This window comes from Deinococcus humi, assembly GCF_014201875.1.
Lineage (GTDB): Bacteria > Deinococcota > Deinococci > Deinococcales > Deinococcaceae > Deinococcus > Deinococcus humi.
In genome coordinates, this window is record NZ_JACHFL010000006.1 from 204633 (window position 1) to 223001 (window position 18369).

Here is an 18369-nt window from a genome sequence, read left to right on the forward strand (position 1 = left end):
TTTCGCTGAAAACCCTCTGGCTGGTGATGAGATGGCGGGCGATTTCGACGCTTGGTATGTGCCAGCCGTGCGAGACGGTGATTTGGAAGGCTGGCCAGGAGAACAATGCCAGGCCTTGGAGATGCTTGACCATCTCCTAGCCGAGACGACGGGGCTCCAGGATATGGAGCTCTGGACGTCCGAAGCCCTGATGTCAGATTCCTGGTGGGCTAAAGCACGCCGAGGATTTTCATGGCATGGTGCAGCTTGGGACGATGTTGATCCTGTTACGTCGGCTGTCTTGACTCGCTCCCCATCACCTCGCTCCACACGCGCTTTGCAAGCGCACCAAGGTCGAAGGGGCGGGTTTTGTCCTGTGCGGTGCTTTGAGGTTCATCAAAGTGGCACCAGTCTTCCAACGATTGCCGATGCAGTGCAAAGTCTCGGACGAGGGTCCGGTGAAGGGCAGTCTTCAGCTGTTGGTCCCCATCGCCATGCTCGCCCAGATGGAAGTCGTACGAGATCAAAATCAGTTCCATCAGCGCAGATCGCTCATGACCGGACCAAGACTGTGCTTCATAGACAGCCAGAAATTCTTTCACCCGTTGAGCGTCAGCCACGCTCACGTACCAATCCCAGTCAGCAGGAGCTTCTGGAAGGCCCAAAGAGCTCGTCAATCGAATTCTCGTGGCCTCTGAGATGGGATTCATGCGGTCAGTATCTATCTCTGACGGTCCCGCGGACTCCGATTTTGTTATCGGGATAGCTTCTAGTGGACCGTCAACTTTGGTCTATCAGCTTGAGAAAAGCCTTGTCCCGATGGTTTCGGCAGGGCAGGCTGACGAGTGACCCGCATGCTGACCCTCTTTTGAGTACAGCGCGTCACTTCAGGTGCAGCTTCTCAGTACGATGGGCCGATGCACGTCATCACGCATGAAAATTCTGACGAAGCACGCCAGGCTCTTCGGGACATCCTCTTCCTCTACGTGGATCTCGCCGAAAGTTACAACGGGTTCGGTCATGGCATGGATAGAGGCACCTTTGATCCATTCCGCTTTCTCGATGCGGAAGCTGAAGAGCCGGCCAACCCTCCGGTCAACCTTACCTTACTCCGCCAAGGTTCAGCTGTGGCACTGCTGTGCGGCTTATATGATCTTTGGAACGAAGCGGAAGATGTCAACATTGACCATCCCTGGGTCGAGCGTCTTCGCAGTGCTTTGGCTCAATGGCGCTTTGCTGCTTGTCCTGATATTGCACAGGTCATGGTCGAAACATTTGAACGGTACTCTCGATTTGATGATCCTTGGCTAGGTGAACAGGTCCAACCGCTGTACGAGAAGTACGTTGCGGCTTACTTCATCCGACTGGCCACAGGTCAGGCCGCGGGATGAACCAGTCCACTCACTAACCCATGCAGAAGTCCGCAGCGTAACGTGTGCTGATTTCCTACGAGGCAGACGCGCCTCCAAGAGATAAGGAACTCCGTTTAGGGCTTACATCGGCCTACACTCCACAACTCTGACTAAAGCCAGAAGACCTAATATATTTGAATGAAAGATAAGGGGTTTTCAGTGGCGGGGTTAGTTAGCGTGCTCGTCCTGACGGCTTGTGGTGATCGTGCTGAGGATCTGGGCTGGCTCCCACCTCCCACGCCTAACGGCTGCGCTATCCATCTTTTTGCTGCTCCGGCGTTCCAGCAAAATGCTGCCAACGATATTATCGAGGGCGCTGGTAAGTTCTCTAATCTTAAGACACTGCCTGGGGCAACGAAGAATTGGACAGATCAAGTTAAGAGTATTTTAATCGGAAGAAAAGCGATTATACAAACATGGGAAATGGAAAACTTTCAAGGCGCAACTAACATTTACAAAGAGAGTGAATTTGCACCTGATGTTAGTACATTCAATTCAATGCAGGTTGATTGTTTTAACTAAGCATTTGATCAACGAGAAGCCTGAGGCGTTTTCTGAATGCCTTCTAATGGGACGTCAACTTTGGTCTGTCAGGGGTGGGACAACTAGTCTCCCCACCCAAGGCGTGAGGGAAGGCCACTAACTTGGGCATGGCACCCGTCATCACCCAGGCTGCGGGTCCTGTCACCCACAGGGCTTCTCAGGTCTTCACGACACCCAGTTGGACGTCAGGACGCCCTCAGGCGACAGGGAATAGCCTCGGCCGTATTTTGGTCCAAAGAAATAATCCATCTGCAGACCTCCGTCTGGCTCGAGCACGTACTGACCCCACCCCACTTCGTACACCTGTCGTTGTGGCTCAAGCAGTGCCATTGAAGGCACGAAGAGGCCTGCTGGACCCGTTGCATCCCAGAGCCGCGTGATGTGGAGCGCGCAGTAGCGACGCCAGTCCAGCAACGACTTCTCCTCAATCCCTACAAGCTGCAGGACGAAGGCCCGGTCAACGTTGGTGACCGGCTTGGGAAGAACACCGTCAGCACGCGACGTGGATTCCGTGAGCCACATGCTGTCCGGACGCAGGTCTTTATAGGTAAACCAGTCGCGGTACAGCAGCTGAAGCGCTCTGGGATCTGGCTGGTCCGGCCGTCGTCTCACGGCGCTGACCATCAATGGCCCCCTGCAGATGGGCAGGGCCGGTGGTACGCCAAGGCACGTTGACAGTCATTTAAGGGGCAGTAGACCGAGGAAGAGGCGTCCGAGTCGAGGGCCAGCATGCGGGTGACTTGCCAGTCTGCCCTGCTGAAACCATTGGGACGTTGAAACTCGAGGCTGATGCCAATGTCTTCCACACGACGAGTTTAGAAGGCTTTTCCCAAACTGACAGACCAAAGTGGACAGTCCACTAGCAGGACTTTGTTACTTCTTGTCGTATCGCCACTTTTTTAGCTCTTCGATGCGCTTTTCCATCCGTTTGAGGATGGCTATAGATTCATCTTCGTAGGGGTCCTTGATGCCCCCTTCCTCCGCAGGCATCAGCACGCCGAAATTCCACAACAGCTGACCGAACTGCTGGTTGGGCTCAGCTTCCACGGCTTCGAGCAGACGTTCCAAAATGGCAAGGTTGGCTTCCTGACGGCTCATCAACACTGGGTCAGTGTCCCATGTCAGTAGCACGAGACAAGTTCTGACAAAGTCCTGTTTGGGCGTGTCGGCTGAAGGTGGGGATAGCCCTATTCCTCTGAGAAATGATGTTCTCGACTCCACGACTCGATGCCTGTGAGTGTCTCGTCAAAAACGACATCTCTGAAGAGAACACCTGACCAACGTGACTGACCATCAAAGCAGACCCAAACGCTGTTGTTGCACAGACGCAAGACATGGTTATGATTCGCTACACCATCCACGAACTCAAATTCCAGGAGGGCGTACTGGTCATCGAAGACCAGACGGCAGCGGTCAACGTCTGTCACAGTGACGGTGATGTCTTCGTGCTTGATGTCTTGAGGGAGATGCCGCGTCGGCGTGAGGTCATGACGTTCGCCGAACAGATGCTCGATGGCGACCACCTGGCCCTCGGGCCGAAGGTTAACCAAAGTTGCTGGCCGCAACGCACCAATCTGGAAGAGGTGGTCCCCTTCTTTGTGGTCCACAGAGGCCAAGACATCAAGACGAGGGATTGAGGGTGCGATGAAGGCGCGGTAACGTCCATCCATCGGCCAGCGCAGCTCTGTCATTGCCCCCATTCTCCGGTAAGCGTAAGCCTTGACCGTTGCCCACACCAAACGCTCTAAGCCATTTGAGGCAGGGCGAGCCGATCATTGCTCACCTACAGTGTTGGCGTGAACGACGCGAACCCGAATTCGAGACGACGGGTCCGCACGTTCAAGCGGGCGATTGCCGACATTTCTATTGTTGGTCGAGTGGCCATCGGTGCTGTTTCCTTACAGCGTTACTGCGTGGCACGCGGCATTCAGCACTATGAAGTCGATCGTCTGATTGAGTACTGCTTTGAGTTCACGACGATAACCGACCCTATTGTTTGGGCGAACCTGACCCCTCCACTCGCGTCTTCATGCGTCGAGTTACCTGACGATCTGGCGCACTCAATCGGCAAGGATCACGTTGAGGAGTTCAATACGCTACGGCGGGAAGTGATGAGCATTGCGTATTGCGATTTTTTTGCTGGCGTGAGTGACGCCTCGCGACGTCACCTCCTTGCGGTATTCCAGATTCTGATACACGCAGGAGTGCCCTTGCCAGACGTAGAAGCCTTCAAAGTGAGCGCCTTTGCTGAGAGAGGGGGGTGGGGAAACCCTGTCTCTCCTGACACCCTTTCGAGTTGGCGTTCACTCGCTTGAAACGGCTGTAGTTCAGCTCCCAGTGTGTTTATGGGATGGTTTCTGGTAAGACTTTGTTACTTTCCTGTGCCGTCTGACATTGAGAGGGTTTCAGCTGCCAAAGCCACTTAACCTCACCAGCATCGTGAGCGCTGTCGACCGCGCAAGACACTGCATGAATGCCTTCTGCCACCCACCAGGCGTGCAATCATCGCCGCATGGTCCGAGTCACCCTGCTGGAAGTCGAGACACCCGTCGTCCTCGACGAGTCCGGCCCACCTGTCACTGCCAACGACATTGCCGCGTTCGAAGCCCTGCTGGGCCGCGCCCTGCCTGCGGACTACCGCGCCTTCCTCCTGGCCTACAACGGCGGCTTTCCCAGGGTGACTCTGGGCACCAGCGAGGACGGCAAAGAGTTCATGCTGAGTTGGTTTCTCGAACTCCACCCAGACGCCATGGACGAGCCTTACACCAGCCGTCTCTGCACGCCTGCACGCCGCGAAGCGGATTACGGCTGGGGCCTGCCGGACGACGCGCTGGTGTTCGCCGAGGATCCGGGCGGGAACCTGTACACCCTCAGCCTGGATGACGCAGAGCATACGGTGCGGTTCATCGATCATGAAGTCGATGACCCCTTCGACTCGCATCGGGTGCTGGCACACGGGTTCACGGCGTTTCTGCAATTGATCCGCTCGGTCAACGCTCAGGCGGCGTTGGACGCCGAACAGCAGGACCAGGAACGCGAGTCCCTGGCCCGTGGCCCATTCCCGGCCGCGGTGGAAGCGCAATTGCAGCGTGCCGAAGCGCTCCTGCCAGAGGTGCGGGCGGCAGTGCGGCGCGCTGGGCTGGCGGTCTTCGACGAGAAGAGCCATTTCTCGCTGCATGCCGACCCGCACTCCCGCCATGTCTTTGACGTGATGCTGTGGCTGCACGAGACGGCTACGGGCCCGTGCGTCACCCGAGCGGACATGCATCAGGTCCTCCAGGGATGGGTCCGTGACAGGCCGGGCGGGTTTGGACTGAAAGGGTACGGGCCCGACTTCCTGGATGACTGGTGGACGGCACGATTTGACGAGGGCGCCTTGGAGGGCGAGCCTAAAGGCACAGCAACCTTCACGCCGGCGGCACGGGCCGCCCTGTTGGCTGCACTGCGCCCCCGACTGGCGTGAGGTGTGACCCATTGAGCAATGCCGTAGCTTGAAGAGCAGCCTGCAAAAGGCAAAAAGAAGCGGCAGAGTCCAGCTAGTGGCACCCCTGAACAAATTCTGTGGCGGTGTCTTGACGGAGCCTCAGTTTAAGGGCGGAACAGCGGTACTTCAGGTTGCGTCTCCCTACCTGAAGACTCGACATACGATGAGCGAGCGATGACCCTCGGCACCCAGCCCCCATTTGTCTTTGATCAACAGCAGCGCAACACTCTCAAGGTGTCGGATCTTGCGGCCTACGTTCAGCAGTCTGCGCGTGACCGGATCGGATGGATTCACGTGAGGCAGGTCTGGCTTCCCGACTGGCAACCTGAAAAATGGGCCTACGAAGTCCAACGGATCGAAGTGACGTTCCAGTCGTATGAGACGTGGAAGCGACGCGAAGCCGAGCAAAGTGTTGAGCCCTGGGAAGTGCTGATGCTCACGCAGTATTCGGTCTTCGTGACGGATCATCTGCCCACCGTCGAAGCATTCTTCTCGCGATTTGTCGAGAAGCCCGAATACGTCCGACATCCAGATCGCGTTGACTGTCCGCATGAATACGCGGACGAAGAGTTGTCAGATGAGTTGCCTGCGCGGTGGAGTCTGGTCCGCCGTGCCTGGGTGAGTTATCTCCTGTATCTCCAGGTTCAGGAGGCCACGGTGTACTGGGATGCGCCAGCGGAACGGCTTCAGGGCCAGATCACTGAAGTGGGCTTCAACAGTTTTGTTTTAACAACTGACCAGGGCGCACAGCACCTCTGGTTTTCAGATCGGTTTGGAACTCACATCTATTCCATTGAAGAGGACGGGTACGTCGGGAATCTCTGGCGGGAACCCAGTGCGCGCGTAGCACTCCACGCTGAAGATTTGCCTGTGTGGGACGATGTCCTGGCCTGCTGGATTTCTCTTTCCGAAACTGACTCTGGCGATGGGTGAAGGCATGAAGGAGACCTCTTCAACACTGGTGCGCCCTATCGACTGCTTCACCTACCTCAAGTTGTTGCCCTCAGCGGTTCTGGCAAGATAACCGCAGTACGCTGATCGTCCGTGACTGACCGTAAGCCCCACCGTCACCGCCCTCCCGCTGAGCATCATCGGTCACGCCCTGTGGCTGTATCACCACTTTCCTCTCAGCGAGCGCGATGTCCAAGAATTGATGCACGTGCGCGGCATTGTCGTCAGCCATGAAACGCTACGGCAGCGGAACATGGGGTTCGCACCACTCCTCACCGATGGGCTACGTCACCGAGAGGGGACGCCGGGGTTCGGGGTGGTTCCTGGACGAGATGTGCACTGAGATCGGTGGCCGGAAACACTGGTTGTGGCGGGCCGTCGATAGGACTGGCGCAGTGCTTGATCTCCTGTTGCAACCTCACCGGGACACGCAGGCGGCCAAGTCCTTTTTCGAAAGGCTCTTGGTGAACCACGACGTTCCAGACGTCATTCACACCGACAAGCTTTGGAGTGACGGGGCGGCCATTCGAGCGCTTCCGGTGCTCCATGCGGTGGAGCACCTCCAGGTCCGTTCCTCTGCGCGCTGCAACAACCGCATTGAACAGTCCCACCGCAGGGCCCGGAAACAGAAGCGAAGTCAGTTGGGCTTCAAGAAATCACGACGGGCACAAGAATTTCTGGCCCTGCAGACCCGCATTTTGAACCTTCACCAGCACACCCGAACCACTGTCCCCGCGCTCAATCGAAGGACCCATCCATCGCAGGCCCACCGGGCCTGGCAACGCGCCTTTGTTGCGGCAGTCTGAGATTCAGATCGCTGCTGGAAAGATTTGGCCTACTCAAGGTTAAGTTGCCAGAACCAAGTTGCAATAGACCTGCTTGGTAACTACCTCATTCCTGCCGCACTCAATCTGACGAGCGCCGCTTTGCCGCACTCGAATGAATTGAGCAGGGTAACTACCAAATGAGCCTCACCTTGCTTCGAGAATTAAGATGGCGTCGCTTATAAGCGCAGCATCGTCGGGGTCGGTTTCAGCGTGAAATGCACTTTCCAGTCTCGCTCTGATGTCCACCACCTACGGCGCTCGCGAGTAGCCGTGCTGCTGCCCAGTCCACCCGCTGCAGGGTGGCGGAGCGGACGTTCGCATGGCTCGGCAAATGCCGTCGGTTGTCCAAGGACTACGAGGCTCTTCCAGAAACCATTGAGATGCTGGTGCATCTGGCCATGATCCGGTTGATACTCCGTCGGTTGGCACGCGACTCTCCCACCTCATCTTGGCCTTGAAATCCCGATCTCTTCGCTGGTCTATATCCGCTCTCCAGGGACCCGCAGGTGGCGCAGGAACTGGCCGGTGTCCTGCGCAAGGCCAGTTGTGCCAAGATCATCGGCTCATATCCGCGCGCTGGATACGGTGGGCTGAATCCAAAGCAGGAGGGCGGCCCCAGCGGCCGCCCTGTTCTCAAATCCCGAATTCAGGTGCGGGTCGCATCCGTCCGGGCCACGCCCCAGCCGAAATAAGCGGCGATCAGGGCGGTCCCGAAGTGCAGCCAGACATCATTACCGTGAAGGGGTGCCAGGCCGAACATGGTGTTCAGTCCGGGAATCAGGCCCATAACCCCCAGCAGGGCGTAGAGCACCGCCAGGCCACGGGCGAATCCAACCGAGGCGTCCAGGCTTCGGGCTGCCGACAGACCCCATAGGCCAATGGCCAGGTGGACCAGGTTATGCACCAGATTGACGGGGAACAGCCCCAGCAGACGCCCATGGAAGGCGTCCACAGCCAGGTCCGGGCCGGTGGGCGGCGACAGAAGTCCTGGAATAAAGCCAACTAGGCCCACAAGAAGGTAAATGATGCCGGCGATACGCGCGAATTGTCTGACCATCCTGTCCTCCAAGTTCGGACAGAGCAGGTGCGACTTCCATCTGAAGGGCACCGATGCTCTGACAAATCCATTGAGCCATGCCGCCCGGAGCGCTGTTCATAGACAGGACTTAGTTTTTCTTGAGGCGCTGAGGAAACCGCTACAGCAGCTCGACGGGTTGCGCCCGGACCACCAGAGCCTCCTGCCGAAATGCGGTGCGCAACTCTTCCCGGTAGGCCGCCCACCAGGATCGGTCCAGCTCCTCAGCCATGACCTCATAGACGACCAAATCGTCTCGAACGGTCTGCTCGCCCTCTTTCCACAGGCCAGCGGCGGGCGCACGGCTGTAGGTTGTCAGGCCACCAAAGTGCTGTGCCAGAAGCTGCCGGACCGGAGCGTACAGATCAGGCCCGAAGGGATGGCCCTCATTGTCATAGAGGGGAAGCAGGAGCTGGACTAGGTACATACTCAAAGGTCCCACAGTACGATGAAACACGCGTCTACGAGCGCTTTAAGCTGTTCACATACGCACTTTAGAACGGTCCAGCCTCCCAGGCGGCCAACCACGTTGATGCCCGCATGCCCCGTGAACGGTTCCCGTCAGGAATGAAGCTCTAGCAGGGCTCCCTCGCGTTCAGAGGGCCCCCGGGACCTCTTGGGGAATGCCGCCACGCTCAGGTGCCACAGCAGCCTGGGCAGGGTGTCAAAGGCGTAAGGCTGGTGGACCCGTTCGAGTTTCTGATGGTAATCGCGTCCCCAGGGACCCACATTCAGAACCGGGAACCGCAGCGCGTCTTCGCGTTGCGGGGAACAGTGCGCCGGATGCACGGTCTGCCGGACGACCACGTCCCGCGTGCCGGCGGACGGAACCTGGCCGAAGAAACTGATGTCAGAAATCCCGGCGAAGTACGGCCGGACACCGATGGTCTGTCCAGCCTGCCGGGCGAACGCCGCGCGCTGCTGCTCCACCCAGGCGCGCATGTCGTCACCGTCAGGGGCGTCGCCGACATGCGCGTGCGGGTAATGGACGCCGCCGAAGCCCAGGACGATCAAAGGGCCCTCCAGGCCAGCCAGGGACAGGAGGCCCTGCGTCAGGTGGCGGCTGGCTTGCAAGGGGTCCGGTCCGGGCGGCGTGGCGGCCTCCAGGGCACTGACCTGCGCTGCGCCTCTGCGCATGACGGCAAGCGCCCGGAGCTCAGCTACGGTCAGGATGCGGGCGCGCTGGTCGGCGAGGCCCGGGGCACTGGGGCTGGCCGCCCCCTCCGCCCGGTTCCTGAAGGTGCTCAGGGCCGCGTCCGCGGCTTCATGCGCCAGCGCCTCAAATTGCGACAGCACCTCGGCGGGGCTGCGGCGGTGGGTCAGCACGTTGAACGCGCACCACACCGCGGCGGGCGTTGTCACGTCGTATCGGGTGCGGTCATCCTGCATCGTCAGGCAGATGGGGGGTGGGGCCGCCGCGCCGTGCGCGTGGTCGGCCAGGTCCGGGTGACCTTCGATGCGCCGGACAAGTTCAGCCGCCATCAGAGCCGCGCTGGTGCCGTCGAAAGGGTACCCGGCGTGGGTGGGGCGGCCCACCACCAGGGCAGACACGAGCAGTTTGCCCACGGTGCCCAGGTAGATCGTGCGGCCGTCCTGACCATCCTCGGCAGCGTTGGTTGCGTCCAGGTTGAGGCCCAGGCGGACGTGCAGGTTACGCGCGCCCATCAGGTCCGGCAGCAGGTGCGCGACGTGACGCGCGCCGCTGGATGCCCCTTCCTCATCGGGGGAGGCGATCAGCAGCAGGTGGCTGCGGCGTTCGCCCGCGGCGCACGCCGCGTAGCGTTCCAGAACGGCCAACCCGGCGGCAAGGCCAGCTTTCATGTCCAGCAGCCCCCGGCCGGGCAAAAAGTCACCGGAGCGCAGGTCTGCGCGGGCCTGCGCCTCGGCGGCCGTGAGATCCTCACGGTCAAGCTGCGCCAGAAGTGCCCTCAGCAGCGTGTGCGGCTCGGTGGCCAGCGGCTGGAGTTCGCCGTAGGGCGCCGTGGAGACCGTGTCGTAATGGCCGCTCAGGACGACGGTGTCGGGCTCGGTTCCTGCCACCAGCGCGAAGACATTGAGGGCGTCGCTGCCAGGAATGGGGGAAAGCCAGAGATGCTCAGGGTGGGCTTCAAAGTAGGGCCAGCGGGCCAGGAAGTCACGCAGCCGTGGACCAAAGGCAGCCTCGTCGGGGGTGCCGGTCACACTGGGCCAGCGCGTGAGGGTCAGCGCGAGGTCCTGGGTCCGGTCGAACCAGGGGGAACGTTCAGTCATGCGGGCCTCTCGTGGTGGGTGACATCGCTACAGGTGAGCGTACGAAGTGGAGCGGAGGCTGTGATGCACGAAATGCACCGCCCACTCGTGCTATGAATCAGATTCATGGACAGCCTGACGCTCACGCAGCTGCGCGCTTTTGTCGCGACCGTCCGGACGGGCCGCGTGAGCAGCGCGGCTGTGGAGCTGAACCTCACGCAGTCGGCAGTCAGTCACGCCCTGCGTCACTTGGAGGGGCACCTCGGCGTGACCCTGCTCCACCGGGGCGGCCGCGGCATGACGCTGACGGCCACCGGCGAGCGACTGCTGCCGCTCGCCGAGCAGCTGCTCTTCCAGCTCCGCGCTCTTGAAGCCGCCGCTCAGGCGGAAGCGTCCCTGAGCGGCATCGTGCGCATCGCCAGTTTCCCCAGCCTTACCCGGCACCTGGTGCCGCGCGCCCTGCCGTTGATCCAGGCACAGCTGCCGGGCGTTCAGATCCGGGTCAACGACGCGTATCTGGATCGCCCGGCCGTGTACGACGCGGTGCGCAGAGGCGAAGCGGACATCGGCCTGACCCAGGTGTGGCCCAGCCAGGGCCTCGCCGTGCATGTGCTCGGCGCTGACCCCTACCTGCTCGTCATGCCCGCCGGATGGCCGGCCGCGGACGTCTGGTCCCGCCCCTACATTCACCTGGGCAGCCCCCATGACCGGCAGATTCCAGACGCCCTGGTCCGGCATGGCGTGCGGCTCCACCCGGCCCTGAGCCTGGCGACCGAGCAGGCGATTCTCGCGCTGGTGGCCCAACAGTTGGGGTTTGCCATTCTCCCCGCCCTCGCCCTGACCGAGGTGCCTGCGGGCGTAAGCGTCCAGGCCCTGCCCTGGCCGGTTCAGCGCTCGTACGGGGCCGTCACCTGCCGCGACGTCCCCGCCGCCGTGCAACGGGTCCTCACCCTGATCCTGCGGACTGGCTCAGAAGTCCCAGCACCGACCATCACGTCCCGCTGACCTCTGCCATCCTGCAGGACGCCTCAAACGTCTGCGTTCAAAGCCATACCGCAACCCTGGCTGCATGGGAACCGTGGCGCACCGGAGACACGACGCGGTCTGCGCTACGTCGTGCGTTTGGCCCCGGCCCCACTGTCCGGCAGGTGCATCAATCGCTCAGGTGTGTCGTACCGGATTGAGAACGAACAGGCCGTCGTGCTGTCCCTGACCGTGGTGAAAGGCGTCAGTGAGAGAATGGCGCGTCAGATTATGTAGGCATATCCGTTGAATGGGAAGGACGCCAGCGTCAAGGACTTTGACGATCGGGTGAGGGTGAAGCGCTGTGCCTTCGGCAGGGTGCTGAAAGCAGGCGCGTTCGGTACCATCGAGGCCCAGGAAAACTGACGCGAGGCGTACGCCGTCATGCACATACTTCACTCTGGACCACACCTTCCCGCACCTGTGGCTCATCATCTCCCCTGTCGCTGCCACTTCATCTTGGGTGACTTGATCTCCCACAAGGTCGAACGCCGGGCTGGAGTCGCCTAACTTTAATGTGCCATGGGGAGGCGGGCCCAGGTCTGTGTGACCCGGGGAAGGTTTCTTCAGTGGTCCGATTCTATTGGCGTTAAACAACAAAGAATCAAGCCCCCTCTCCTCTGCCTGTGCATCGGCAAAAGCATGAGGAGGAGGAGAAGTAGGGAGAGGCAGACTTTTGACTCACGTTTTATAACGCCGATTAAATATCATTCTTGACTTGCAACCTGCGGTCAAAAACAGTTCTGGGACCCGACGAAATCTCTTGGTCAAAAGAGGAGACTCTGTCGAGCAGCACGCACACGCCAAACCTTGCCCAAATGCAGTCCAAAAGCCCACAAAGGACATTTAGGACCAGTTGCGTGGGGACGTGGCATCCCATCCGCAGTACACGCCGTTGCCAGACGGACAAGTTCAGGCCGCCATCCATCCGTGAATTCGCGACGGAAAGAACGTCACGCACGGTCCGCCAGAGTGGGTCCCTGCAGGAGGGCGACAGGATCAGCAGCTTTAGGCTGCTGAACGGCCTGGTCAAGAGGCAGCCGGTCACCTTACCACTGGAAACGGAGCGCGCTTCACAAAGGTCATCTGGCTGTTCGCGACGTCCAGGACCATCTTTTCCCAGTGCAACGGCTTACCGCTCTTGAGAAAAAATTCCATCTTCGACATCTTGGGCCCAATCTCGACGTCGCGGAAGGTACCGTTGAACAACAGAGGCAGCAGTTTGCCGCCGTCAATGCGAACAGCCATCAGGGCATCTGCAGGAAGGTAGCGGCCACTGAAATAGCCCGTGATCCTCACCTGGTTGTGGAAACTGTCGGGCAGAGCAATGGTCACGGTGGCGGCCTCCGGATAGGTGGTCCGCCCAGCTGCCTGATGCTCACCGTAGATCACGTAGCGCCACGACAAACCGGTCCCAAGAACGGTGGCCAAGGTTTTGATGTCCTTGGTCTTGAAGCTGTACTGCCCCCTATCCGCCGTAATCGTCACACCGCAGAGACTGATTTGGAAGGGTTTGGTCTGCTGATCGAGCTTGACTGCCGTCTGCTTGGCAGGGTTGGGAAAAACTTCAACCTCCTGGTACGCCAGGCACCCATTGACGTCGAGTCGCAGCGTGGTGCAGTCGATCTGGGCGGCGGACGCTCCACCAGGGAGAAGCAGGCAAAAAATCGGCAAGACACGCATAAAGAACCCCATTGAGAAGAGTAGACGCTTAGGAGCGCAAGACTGTGGACGAACGGGCAAATGGCGGCGCAGACAAGCTGCGGCAAACAGTGAGGGGACAGACAGCGCGGACATCACCACCCCCATTTCAAACTGGGCACTCTAGTGACGCTCCTGAATCAACCGCTGCTGCCCGCCACAGGCTGACCGCTCAGGTTTTCGGCTGGAGACACGCCGTGCGGCGCAGTTCATGGCCGGTCCTCCAGCGCATGCTGGAGCAACGAGGCCGGACCCCCGATGAACAGCAGGCCGCCGAGCAAGAGCGTCCCGTACTGCGCTTCCGGTTGCCAGCAGACCGCCTGTCCGCCGGTTTCCTGGGCTTGCAGGTGCAGCTGACTCTGCACGCCGCCCTTCTCGCTCTGGCCCAGATACAACACACCTGCTTTCAGGCTGGGCGTGCCCCGGTGGCTCTTGACGTCCACGCTGAACACCTGCCCGTCCGGGCGCGTCAGCACAGCATCCACATCGCCCCCACGCCGCATTAGCAGGCCTCTGCGAACGGTCCAAGTGGCGAAAATGCTCTCCAGTTCATCCAACGCCCACGCTTCGACATCATGCCCACGCTGCCGCACCGCCTGTTCATTCAGGGCGGCGGCCTCCCAGAAACCCACCTGTTCAGCGAGACCCTGGACCCCAGCGTGCAACCAAATCTCCTGACCCTGCACGGTAGAAGGGCCGCCGTGCAGGTCAAGGCGCACGACAGTGGCCCCCTCCCGCCGGGCCAGGGCCGTCTGATCCCGCGTTTCCGCAGCGCTGACTGGCCCGGACGGCTGTGCGTAAACGTGATACCGCGTTCCACTTTCACCCACCAGCCGGACGCCGGTGTTGTCCAGCGGGGTGACCGTCAGGCCCGCAGGCAGATGAGGTGAGACCGCTGCCGCGAGGGCCTGACTGGCCTGCTGACGTTCCAGTGCGCATGCCCGCTGCGCGGCCTGCTCCGTGAGGGCCAACTGGTGCGCTTGCCGCCGTGGCGCCACGCTGCGGTGGTACGCCCACCAGTGCCGGAGCGCCAGATACAGCGCCCAGAAATACACTACCCTGAAGCCGATCCCCAGCCCACTGGTCACCGGCAGCCCCTGAAACGAGGCCAGAAAGAATACAAAAATCACGCCGAGGGCGAGATCCCGGAAGCGGAAGAGTGGCGGCGGAGCAGGCGTCATTCAGGAGCCCAGTGGCCAGGTCATCCCGCGGACCGGCGCGGCAAGTCGAGACTGAGCTGCTGAGCGAATTGATTGAAAATGTCAAGGACGGAGGGCAGCCGTGACAGGAGCCTGATCGTGACGGTCCCAGACCCCACCTGGAAATCAATGTCTTGCTGAAGGCAGTCGGTGCCGAGATTCAGCCCCTCGCAGGACAGCCGCAGGTGCAGGGTGTCCGAGGTGTGTCCATCCAAGAACCAGTGGCGTCCCGTCCCGTGTCTGAGGTTGTGGGCTGCCCGCTGTGCGGCACACAAAAATTCCGTACGCGTCGCGTGGTAGCTGGCTTGACACAGCCTGGGAGGCAAAACCAGCCTGAATACGGGTGCTTGCTCTTTCATCTTGCTCCTTTGCAGTCCACAGAGATTGTTGACTGTAGACCGACTGATTATAGAGGAACGTTCTACAACAAGTCGCCCTGACAGCGCTACGCCCGCAGGCTGAGGCCGTGCAGCGCCTTCGTCCGAAAACCCGCAAACGACACGAGCCGAATGCCGAGGAACTGGCGTTCCGACAAGCCCTTGGTCAGCGCATCCGTGCCCTGCGCGCCCCCAATTACAGCCAGGACGAGTTCGCGGAGGTTATCGATGTTTTTCGCAGCCACGTCAGCACGATCGAGACGGGCAAGACGGACTTGAAGCTCTCGACCCTGCTCCGTATCGCAGCGGCGCTCGACTTGACCGTCGATGAACTGCTGCGTGACCTGGAACAGGGTTGATTTCGCAGTGGGGGCGGCGAGGTGAACTGGGTTTGGACCGGCACAGGGCTCAGGGGACTTGCCAGGCCACGTCCACAGGAACGGGGGAACGGGCGGCATGGTCAAACAGGTACGCGGCCATGCCCAGCGTGCTTTCGTCCCAGCCACAGAAGAGCAACGGGTGTTCTTCATCGCAAAGCCCCTGCGCAGCGCCCGCCGTGATCCAGGGCAGGTCTTCATGTGGACTGTGCAGCCGACTATCCGGGTAGGCAATCCAGTTGCCGATCCATTCCACTGGCCTCTCCCCTGGCGTGATGGAGTAAGCGTCACGCAGACAGTCGGTCCAGCCCAGCACGTAAGCCGCATCGATCTCGAGGGGATTTGCCCCTTGCAACCAGGGCCGCACGCCAGCTGGCGTGGCGAAACCCACCACCAGGGTGCCCTCATCCCTGGTGCCAAACAGCAAACCGCCCTGCATCCGGCCTGTACACGACAGCATGCGTTTCAGGGCCGCGCCTGCACCGCGCCGGTGGATTTCGATGGTTTCGATGGGCGCGGCCTCAGCGTCTGTCCTGGGCGGCAGGTCACCCACCAGGCCCAGGAAACGCCGCTCGGCGCGCAGAAGGTGGGGATAGGCCATGCTGCCCTTTGTCCCAGTCATCCGCGCACCGCCGCCTGCCTGGCCTCTTCGCGCTCGGCCAGCCAGATCAGGGCCGCCAGCGCGCCGTGGATGCACCCCTCGAGCTGCCAGTCCGCCCGACCAAACTCCTGGGTCAGCACCGGGTGTTCGAACGCGAACTCTCTCTCTCGCAACGCGCCTGGACTGATCTGCCAGCCCAGTGAACCGCTGCTCAGCTGTAGGTTTGTGGTTGCGGCGGTCAGAACGCTGGTCAGGAAATAAGGCCAACGCAGGTGACGGGCATAGAGCCGTTCACTGACCACCAGGACAGCAGGGCGTGACACGGTCATTTCCGCCACCACGACAACAGAGGGACATCGGGATATCTTTCCATGGGTCCTCCGAAATATGTGGATTCCGAGGGGGCTGTGAGCCTGCATAACTACTGCCCCCTCAGCTCCGATAGTAACATATCTAGTAGCTACTAGATATTTAACTAGCGCGCATCCCTATGTCATGAGAGACAATGCCTAAATGTCGTACACACACTGGAAGCTCGCATCACTGCTCGCAGAGAGGGGCTTTTCAGCGTATGCATTAGCAAAAGCGAGTGGAATCTCGCAACCCAATACGATTTACCGCATTGCGAAGCCAGGACATGAGCCAAAGAGAGTTGACCTGCCCACTCTGACAGCAGTCCTGGACGGCTTGAGGAAGCTCACTGGTGAGGACATTCAGATCGCTGACGTTCTCGAATACGTCCCAGACCTAGAATCTTGAATGCAGAGAACAGGACTCAGGCGTCAATGGCAAATCAGTCGGACAGCTCGGCGGCAACACCCAAACTTTGATTGCTCGCCGACACGCAACAGATTCGGTTGTTTCCCAGGGCATCGAGGTGGTGCAACTTGCGAATCAACGTATCGTCGGGCGCTACTGACGACGGGCGCTGAATTTCCTCAAGATCGGTCTTCGAGCGGGCCATGATGTACTGAATTTATTGTCCGGCGATGTTCTCGCACCTGACGTTCCACGGGGGAGCCGACCTTGAAACTATCAGGCCCGCAAACATGCCTTCAAGCTCCTGGCTACCCTTAAAGGTCATTCCGTCCACCCTCATACACCGTGTCAGGCAGGTCACCAGGACATGATCCTGAACGTGCTAGAGCGTGTCTGACGATGAGGAAGGTTGTGGAATCAGTCATCGGGGTGACACCAAGTGGCCTCTTACAATCCGGTGAATGTCTGAACCAAAACCACCCGTTGGCAGTCTGAACGTTTTTCTTGCGGCACGCTAGAAAGTCGCCCTTCAAGGGATGAACGCGTTGAGCTCGGTTGAGGGTACGTTTCTTCTGCCCATTGAATTCCTGACAGCCTTAGACATGCAGGGTATCGAAGGCTTCTATGACAGCGATGTCGGCGACTACGCCGCAGAAACGGTCGAAACCCTGCGGTCCATTGGTGCACATCGAACGGCCGAGATCTTGCTCGAACTCAATCACGCCTTCTCTGGGGGAGCCCCCGACCATGATCGCGAGCGCCGCCGAGTACAGCTTGATGAACTCCGGGCGCAACAAAGCGCCCCCCTCGACGACTACGAACAACAATTGCGCGCTGCTGTTGATGAGCTCGATGGCTTACCCGAACGGTACCTGTTCGCCCACCAACACAAGTTTTCTTCGGATGCATAGAACAGGTCAAAGCCAGAGCATGATTGCGGCAACCTGCACCACACCGAGGTAGTGCACACCACGCTTTTCGAACCGTGTGGCTACCACTCAATACCGTTTCAGGCTGTTCACTGCGCGCTCCTCCACGTTACTACCTTTGTAGGTTTCCTTGTCGAACGCGACTGGGCGACCACCACGACGACCTTTGGCAAGGCCGCTTTCCTGGCTTCCTCACGTTCAGGGCAGACACAGCCGATACCGCGCCTTGCCAGGATACGCCGATACGTTCTTACGCCGTACGCTTGATCTATTTGGAGATGCGTCGGTCGCTTACGGGGCCTGCCAATGGGTTGAGGGACTCGGATGGCGTCGAGTACGGGCTCAAGGAGCGTCCCATCACTTCGCTGTCCAGCCGTGACGAGGATGGCACGTGACTGCCCTCGTCCATCGACACACAGATGGATCTTACTGGTCTTTCCACATCGCGAGCGGCCGATGTGTTCGTCCGACGGATCGTCTTGAGCACGGAGACATCGGGCTCCAGCGGCACAGGGATGAGCCTTGATGTGCGTACTGTCCAGAGCGCAGCAGTCCCAAGCAATCCCTGTTCGACATCCTCAAGGGCTTGCAGATTTTGCAGAATGCTCAGCCGAATTCTCCTTCGGGTCCTGTTGATAAACCGGTGGTAGCAGGTTTTCCAAGGACCATATTCCGTGGGGATCACGCGCCACGGGATGCCGTTCTTGGCGCGCCACAGTATGCCGTTGATGACTTGGCGGTGTTCGCGAAACTTCTGCCCACGTCCGGTGTTGGTGGGAAGGTGGAGAACAAGACGCGTCCATTGGGCGTCGGTGAGATCAGAACTGTTCACGATGTGGGCGAGCCTACCTAAACAAAGCCTCTACACCCAATCCATCAGGCACGCTCTAGATGTCGAAGCAA

The 18369-nt window shown here is 59.9% G+C and carries 21 protein-coding genes and 3 pseudogenes; 11 read left to right on the top strand and 13 right to left on the bottom strand.

Annotated features, from left to right (window positions below; translation table 11 throughout):
* Window positions 1–266 precede the first annotated feature (266 nt).
* Window positions 267–689, bottom strand: a complete 423-nt coding sequence (locus HNQ08_RS13490) for a hypothetical protein (protein WP_184132981.1) — start codon at window positions 687–689, stop codon at window positions 267–269.
* Between the two features lie 207 nt (window positions 690–896).
* On the opposite strand from HNQ08_RS13490, the gene HNQ08_RS13495 reads away from it, so the two are divergent.
* Window positions 897–1370, top strand: coding sequence for a hypothetical protein (locus tag HNQ08_RS13495; protein ID WP_184132984.1), 474 nt, complete (start codon window positions 897–899; stop codon window positions 1368–1370).
* Window positions 1371–1529: 159 nt separating this feature from the next.
* A complete protein-coding gene (locus tag HNQ08_RS13500) occupies window positions 1530–1913 on the top strand; it encodes a hypothetical protein (protein ID WP_184132987.1) in 384 nt (127 codons plus the stop codon).
* 186 nt (window positions 1914–2099) lie between these two features.
* On the opposite strand, the gene HNQ08_RS13505 is transcribed toward HNQ08_RS13500, so the two are convergent.
* From HNQ08_RS13505 to HNQ08_RS13515, 3 genes are all read right to left on the bottom strand, one after another.
* A complete protein-coding gene (locus HNQ08_RS13505) occupies window positions 2100–2558 on the bottom strand; it encodes a hypothetical protein (RefSeq protein WP_184132990.1) in 459 nt (152 codons plus the stop codon).
* 249 nt (window positions 2559–2807) lie between these two features.
* The gene (locus tag HNQ08_RS13510) at window positions 2808–3038 is read right to left on the bottom strand and encodes a hypothetical protein (protein WP_184132993.1); all 231 of its coding nucleotides are present in this window, start codon (window positions 3036–3038) and stop codon (window positions 2808–2810) included.
* Window positions 3039–3121: 83 nt separating this feature from the next.
* Window positions 3122–3625 carry a hypothetical protein gene (locus HNQ08_RS13515; protein ID WP_184132996.1) on the bottom strand — a complete coding sequence of 168 codons (504 nt, stop codon included), beginning with the start codon at window positions 3623–3625 and terminating at the stop codon, window positions 3122–3124.
* Between the two features lie 105 nt (window positions 3626–3730).
* Between HNQ08_RS13515 and HNQ08_RS13520 the strand changes: the two genes are divergently transcribed.
* The 5 genes and pseudogenes from HNQ08_RS13520 to HNQ08_RS13540 all read left to right on the top strand — a co-directional run.
* Window positions 3731–4249: a hypothetical protein gene (locus HNQ08_RS13520; RefSeq protein ID WP_184132998.1), complete on the top strand. Its 519-nt coding sequence runs from the start codon at window positions 3731–3733 to the stop codon at window positions 4247–4249.
* Window positions 4250–4407: 158 nt separating this feature from the next.
* Window positions 4408–5397 carry an SMI1/KNR4 family protein gene (locus HNQ08_RS13525; RefSeq protein ID WP_184133000.1) on the top strand — a complete coding sequence of 330 codons (990 nt, stop codon included), beginning with the start codon at window positions 4408–4410 and terminating at the stop codon, window positions 5395–5397.
* Window positions 5398–5592: 195 nt separating this feature from the next.
* Complete coding sequence (locus HNQ08_RS13530; protein WP_184133003.1) at window positions 5593–6351, top strand: hypothetical protein; 759 nt, start codon at window positions 5593–5595, stop codon at window positions 6349–6351.
* 111 nt (window positions 6352–6462) lie between these two features.
* Window positions 6463–7175: pseudogene (locus HNQ08_RS13535) on the top strand (IS6 family transposase).
* A gap of 320 nt (window positions 7176–7495) precedes the next feature.
* Window positions 7496–7654, top strand: a pseudogene (locus HNQ08_RS13540) (IS5/IS1182 family transposase); the annotation flags it as partial.
* 188 nt (window positions 7655–7842) lie between these two features.
* Here HNQ08_RS13540 and HNQ08_RS13545 read toward each other — a convergent pair.
* The 3 genes from HNQ08_RS13545 to HNQ08_RS13555 form a co-directional block, all read right to left on the bottom strand.
* Complete coding sequence (locus tag HNQ08_RS13545; RefSeq protein ID WP_184133005.1) at window positions 7843–8253, bottom strand: DUF4383 domain-containing protein; 411 nt, start codon at window positions 8251–8253, stop codon at window positions 7843–7845.
* Window positions 8254–8392: 139 nt separating this feature from the next.
* A complete protein-coding gene (locus tag HNQ08_RS13550; RefSeq protein ID WP_184133211.1) occupies window positions 8393–8698 on the bottom strand; it encodes a type 2 periplasmic-binding domain-containing protein in 306 nt (101 codons plus the stop codon).
* Window positions 8699–8832: 134 nt separating this feature from the next.
* Window positions 8833–10521, bottom strand: coding sequence for a M20/M25/M40 family metallo-hydrolase (locus HNQ08_RS13555; protein WP_184133008.1), 1689 nt, complete (start codon window positions 10519–10521; stop codon window positions 8833–8835).
* Between the two features lie 105 nt (window positions 10522–10626).
* Between HNQ08_RS13555 and HNQ08_RS13560 the strand changes: the two genes are divergently transcribed.
* A complete protein-coding gene (locus HNQ08_RS13560; protein WP_184133011.1) occupies window positions 10627–11505 on the top strand; it encodes a LysR family transcriptional regulator in 879 nt (292 codons plus the stop codon).
* 1062 nt (window positions 11506–12567) lie between these two features.
* Here HNQ08_RS13560 and HNQ08_RS13565 read toward each other — a convergent pair.
* Together HNQ08_RS13565 and HNQ08_RS13570 are read right to left on the bottom strand one after the other, a co-directional pair.
* Window positions 12568–13320: a hypothetical protein gene (locus HNQ08_RS13565; protein WP_184133016.1), complete on the bottom strand. Its 753-nt coding sequence runs from the start codon at window positions 13318–13320 to the stop codon at window positions 12568–12570.
* A gap of 113 nt (window positions 13321–13433) precedes the next feature.
* Entirely contained in the window at window positions 13434–14405 is a 972-nt protein-coding gene (locus tag HNQ08_RS13570) for a hypothetical protein (RefSeq protein WP_184133019.1), read from the bottom strand.
* Between the two features lie 484 nt (window positions 14406–14889).
* Here HNQ08_RS13570 and HNQ08_RS13575 point away from each other — a divergent pair, with 484 nt between their 5' ends.
* Window positions 14890–15159, top strand: a complete 270-nt coding sequence (locus HNQ08_RS13575; RefSeq protein WP_184133022.1) for a helix-turn-helix domain-containing protein — start codon at window positions 14890–14892, stop codon at window positions 15157–15159.
* A 49-nt stretch (window positions 15160–15208) separates the two neighbouring features.
* On the opposite strand, the gene HNQ08_RS13580 is transcribed toward HNQ08_RS13575, so the two are convergent.
* Together HNQ08_RS13580 and HNQ08_RS13585 are read right to left on the bottom strand one after the other, a co-directional pair.
* Window positions 15209–15799, bottom strand: coding sequence for a class III extradiol ring-cleavage dioxygenase family protein (locus tag HNQ08_RS13580; protein WP_184133024.1), 591 nt, complete (start codon window positions 15797–15799; stop codon window positions 15209–15211).
* Window positions 15796–16107 (bottom strand): hypothetical protein, encoded by a 312-nt coding sequence (locus HNQ08_RS13585; protein ID WP_184133027.1) that lies wholly within the window; start codon window positions 16105–16107, stop codon window positions 15796–15798. Before HNQ08_RS13585 ends, HNQ08_RS13580 begins: the two co-directional genes overlap by 4 nt.
* A 184-nt stretch (window positions 16108–16291) precedes the next feature.
* On the opposite strand from HNQ08_RS13585, the gene HNQ08_RS28245 reads away from it, so the two are divergent.
* Window positions 16292–16537, top strand: coding sequence for a helix-turn-helix domain-containing protein (locus tag HNQ08_RS28245; RefSeq protein WP_184133031.1), 246 nt, complete (start codon window positions 16292–16294; stop codon window positions 16535–16537).
* Window positions 16538–16571: 34 nt separating this feature from the next.
* Here HNQ08_RS28245 and HNQ08_RS13595 read toward each other — a convergent pair whose 3' ends face one another.
* Entirely contained in the window at window positions 16572–16742 is a 171-nt protein-coding gene (locus HNQ08_RS13595; protein WP_184133034.1) for a hypothetical protein, read from the bottom strand.
* Window positions 16743–17073: 331 nt separating this feature from the next.
* Here HNQ08_RS13595 and HNQ08_RS13600 point away from each other — a divergent pair, with 331 nt between their 5' ends.
* Window positions 17074–17448 carry a DMP19 family protein gene (locus HNQ08_RS13600; protein WP_221284190.1) on the top strand — a complete coding sequence of 125 codons (375 nt, stop codon included), beginning with the start codon at window positions 17074–17076 and terminating at the stop codon, window positions 17446–17448.
* A gap of 6 nt (window positions 17449–17454) precedes the next feature.
* Here the strand turns inward: HNQ08_RS13600 and HNQ08_RS13605 are convergent.
* A pseudogene (locus tag HNQ08_RS13605) lies at window positions 17455–18298 on the bottom strand (IS5 family transposase).
* Between the last annotated feature and the right edge of the window lie 71 nt (window positions 18299–18369).

Excerpts from the sequence above, each read along its gene's own strand:
- HNQ08_RS13565 (WP_184133016.1), bottom strand. The coding sequence starts at position 13,320 with ATGTCCGCGCTGTCTGTCCCCTCACTGTTTGCCGCAGCTTGTCTGCGC.
- HNQ08_RS13550 (WP_184133211.1), bottom strand. The coding sequence starts at position 8,698 with ATGTACCTAGTCCAGCTCCTGCTTCCCCTCTATGACAATGAGGGCCAT.
- HNQ08_RS13570 (WP_184133019.1), bottom strand. The coding sequence starts at position 14,405 with ATGACGCCTGCTCCGCCGCCACTCTTCCGCTTCCGGGATCTCGCCCTC.
- HNQ08_RS13530 (WP_184133003.1), top strand. The coding sequence starts at position 5,593 with ATGACCCTCGGCACCCAGCCCCCATTTGTCTTTGATCAACAGCAGCGC.
- HNQ08_RS13555 (WP_184133008.1), bottom strand. The coding sequence starts at position 10,521 with ATGACTGAACGTTCCCCCTGGTTCGACCGGACCCAGGACCTCGCGCTG.
- HNQ08_RS13515 (WP_184132996.1), bottom strand. The coding sequence starts at position 3,625 with ATGACAGAGCTGCGCTGGCCGATGGATGGACGTTACCGCGCCTTCATC.
- HNQ08_RS13545 (WP_184133005.1), bottom strand. The coding sequence starts at position 8,253 with ATGGTCAGACAATTCGCGCGTATCGCCGGCATCATTTACCTTCTTGTG.
- HNQ08_RS13505 (WP_184132990.1), bottom strand. The coding sequence starts at position 2,558 with ATGGTCAGCGCCGTGAGACGACGGCCGGACCAGCCAGATCCCAGAGCG.
- HNQ08_RS13525 (WP_184133000.1), top strand. The coding sequence starts at position 4,408 with ATGCCTTCTGCCACCCACCAGGCGTGCAATCATCGCCGCATGGTCCGA.
- HNQ08_RS13600 (WP_221284190.1), top strand. The coding sequence starts at position 17,074 with ATGAACGCGTTGAGCTCGGTTGAGGGTACGTTTCTTCTGCCCATTGAA.
- HNQ08_RS13560 (WP_184133011.1), top strand. The coding sequence starts at position 10,627 with ATGGACAGCCTGACGCTCACGCAGCTGCGCGCTTTTGTCGCGACCGTC.
- HNQ08_RS13595 (WP_184133034.1), bottom strand. The coding sequence starts at position 16,742 with ATGGCCCGCTCGAAGACCGATCTTGAGGAAATTCAGCGCCCGTCGTCA.
- HNQ08_RS28245 (WP_184133031.1), top strand. The coding sequence starts at position 16,292 with ATGTCGTACACACACTGGAAGCTCGCATCACTGCTCGCAGAGAGGGGC.
- HNQ08_RS13490 (WP_184132981.1), bottom strand. The coding sequence starts at position 689 with ATGAATCCCATCTCAGAGGCCACGAGAATTCGATTGACGAGCTCTTTG.
- HNQ08_RS13495 (WP_184132984.1), top strand. The coding sequence starts at position 897 with ATGCACGTCATCACGCATGAAAATTCTGACGAAGCACGCCAGGCTCTT.
- HNQ08_RS13500 (WP_184132987.1), top strand. The coding sequence starts at position 1,530 with ATGAAAGATAAGGGGTTTTCAGTGGCGGGGTTAGTTAGCGTGCTCGTC.
- HNQ08_RS13585 (WP_184133027.1), bottom strand. The coding sequence starts at position 16,107 with ATGACCGTGTCACGCCCTGCTGTCCTGGTGGTCAGTGAACGGCTCTAT.
- HNQ08_RS13580 (WP_184133024.1), bottom strand. The coding sequence starts at position 15,799 with ATGACTGGGACAAAGGGCAGCATGGCCTATCCCCACCTTCTGCGCGCC.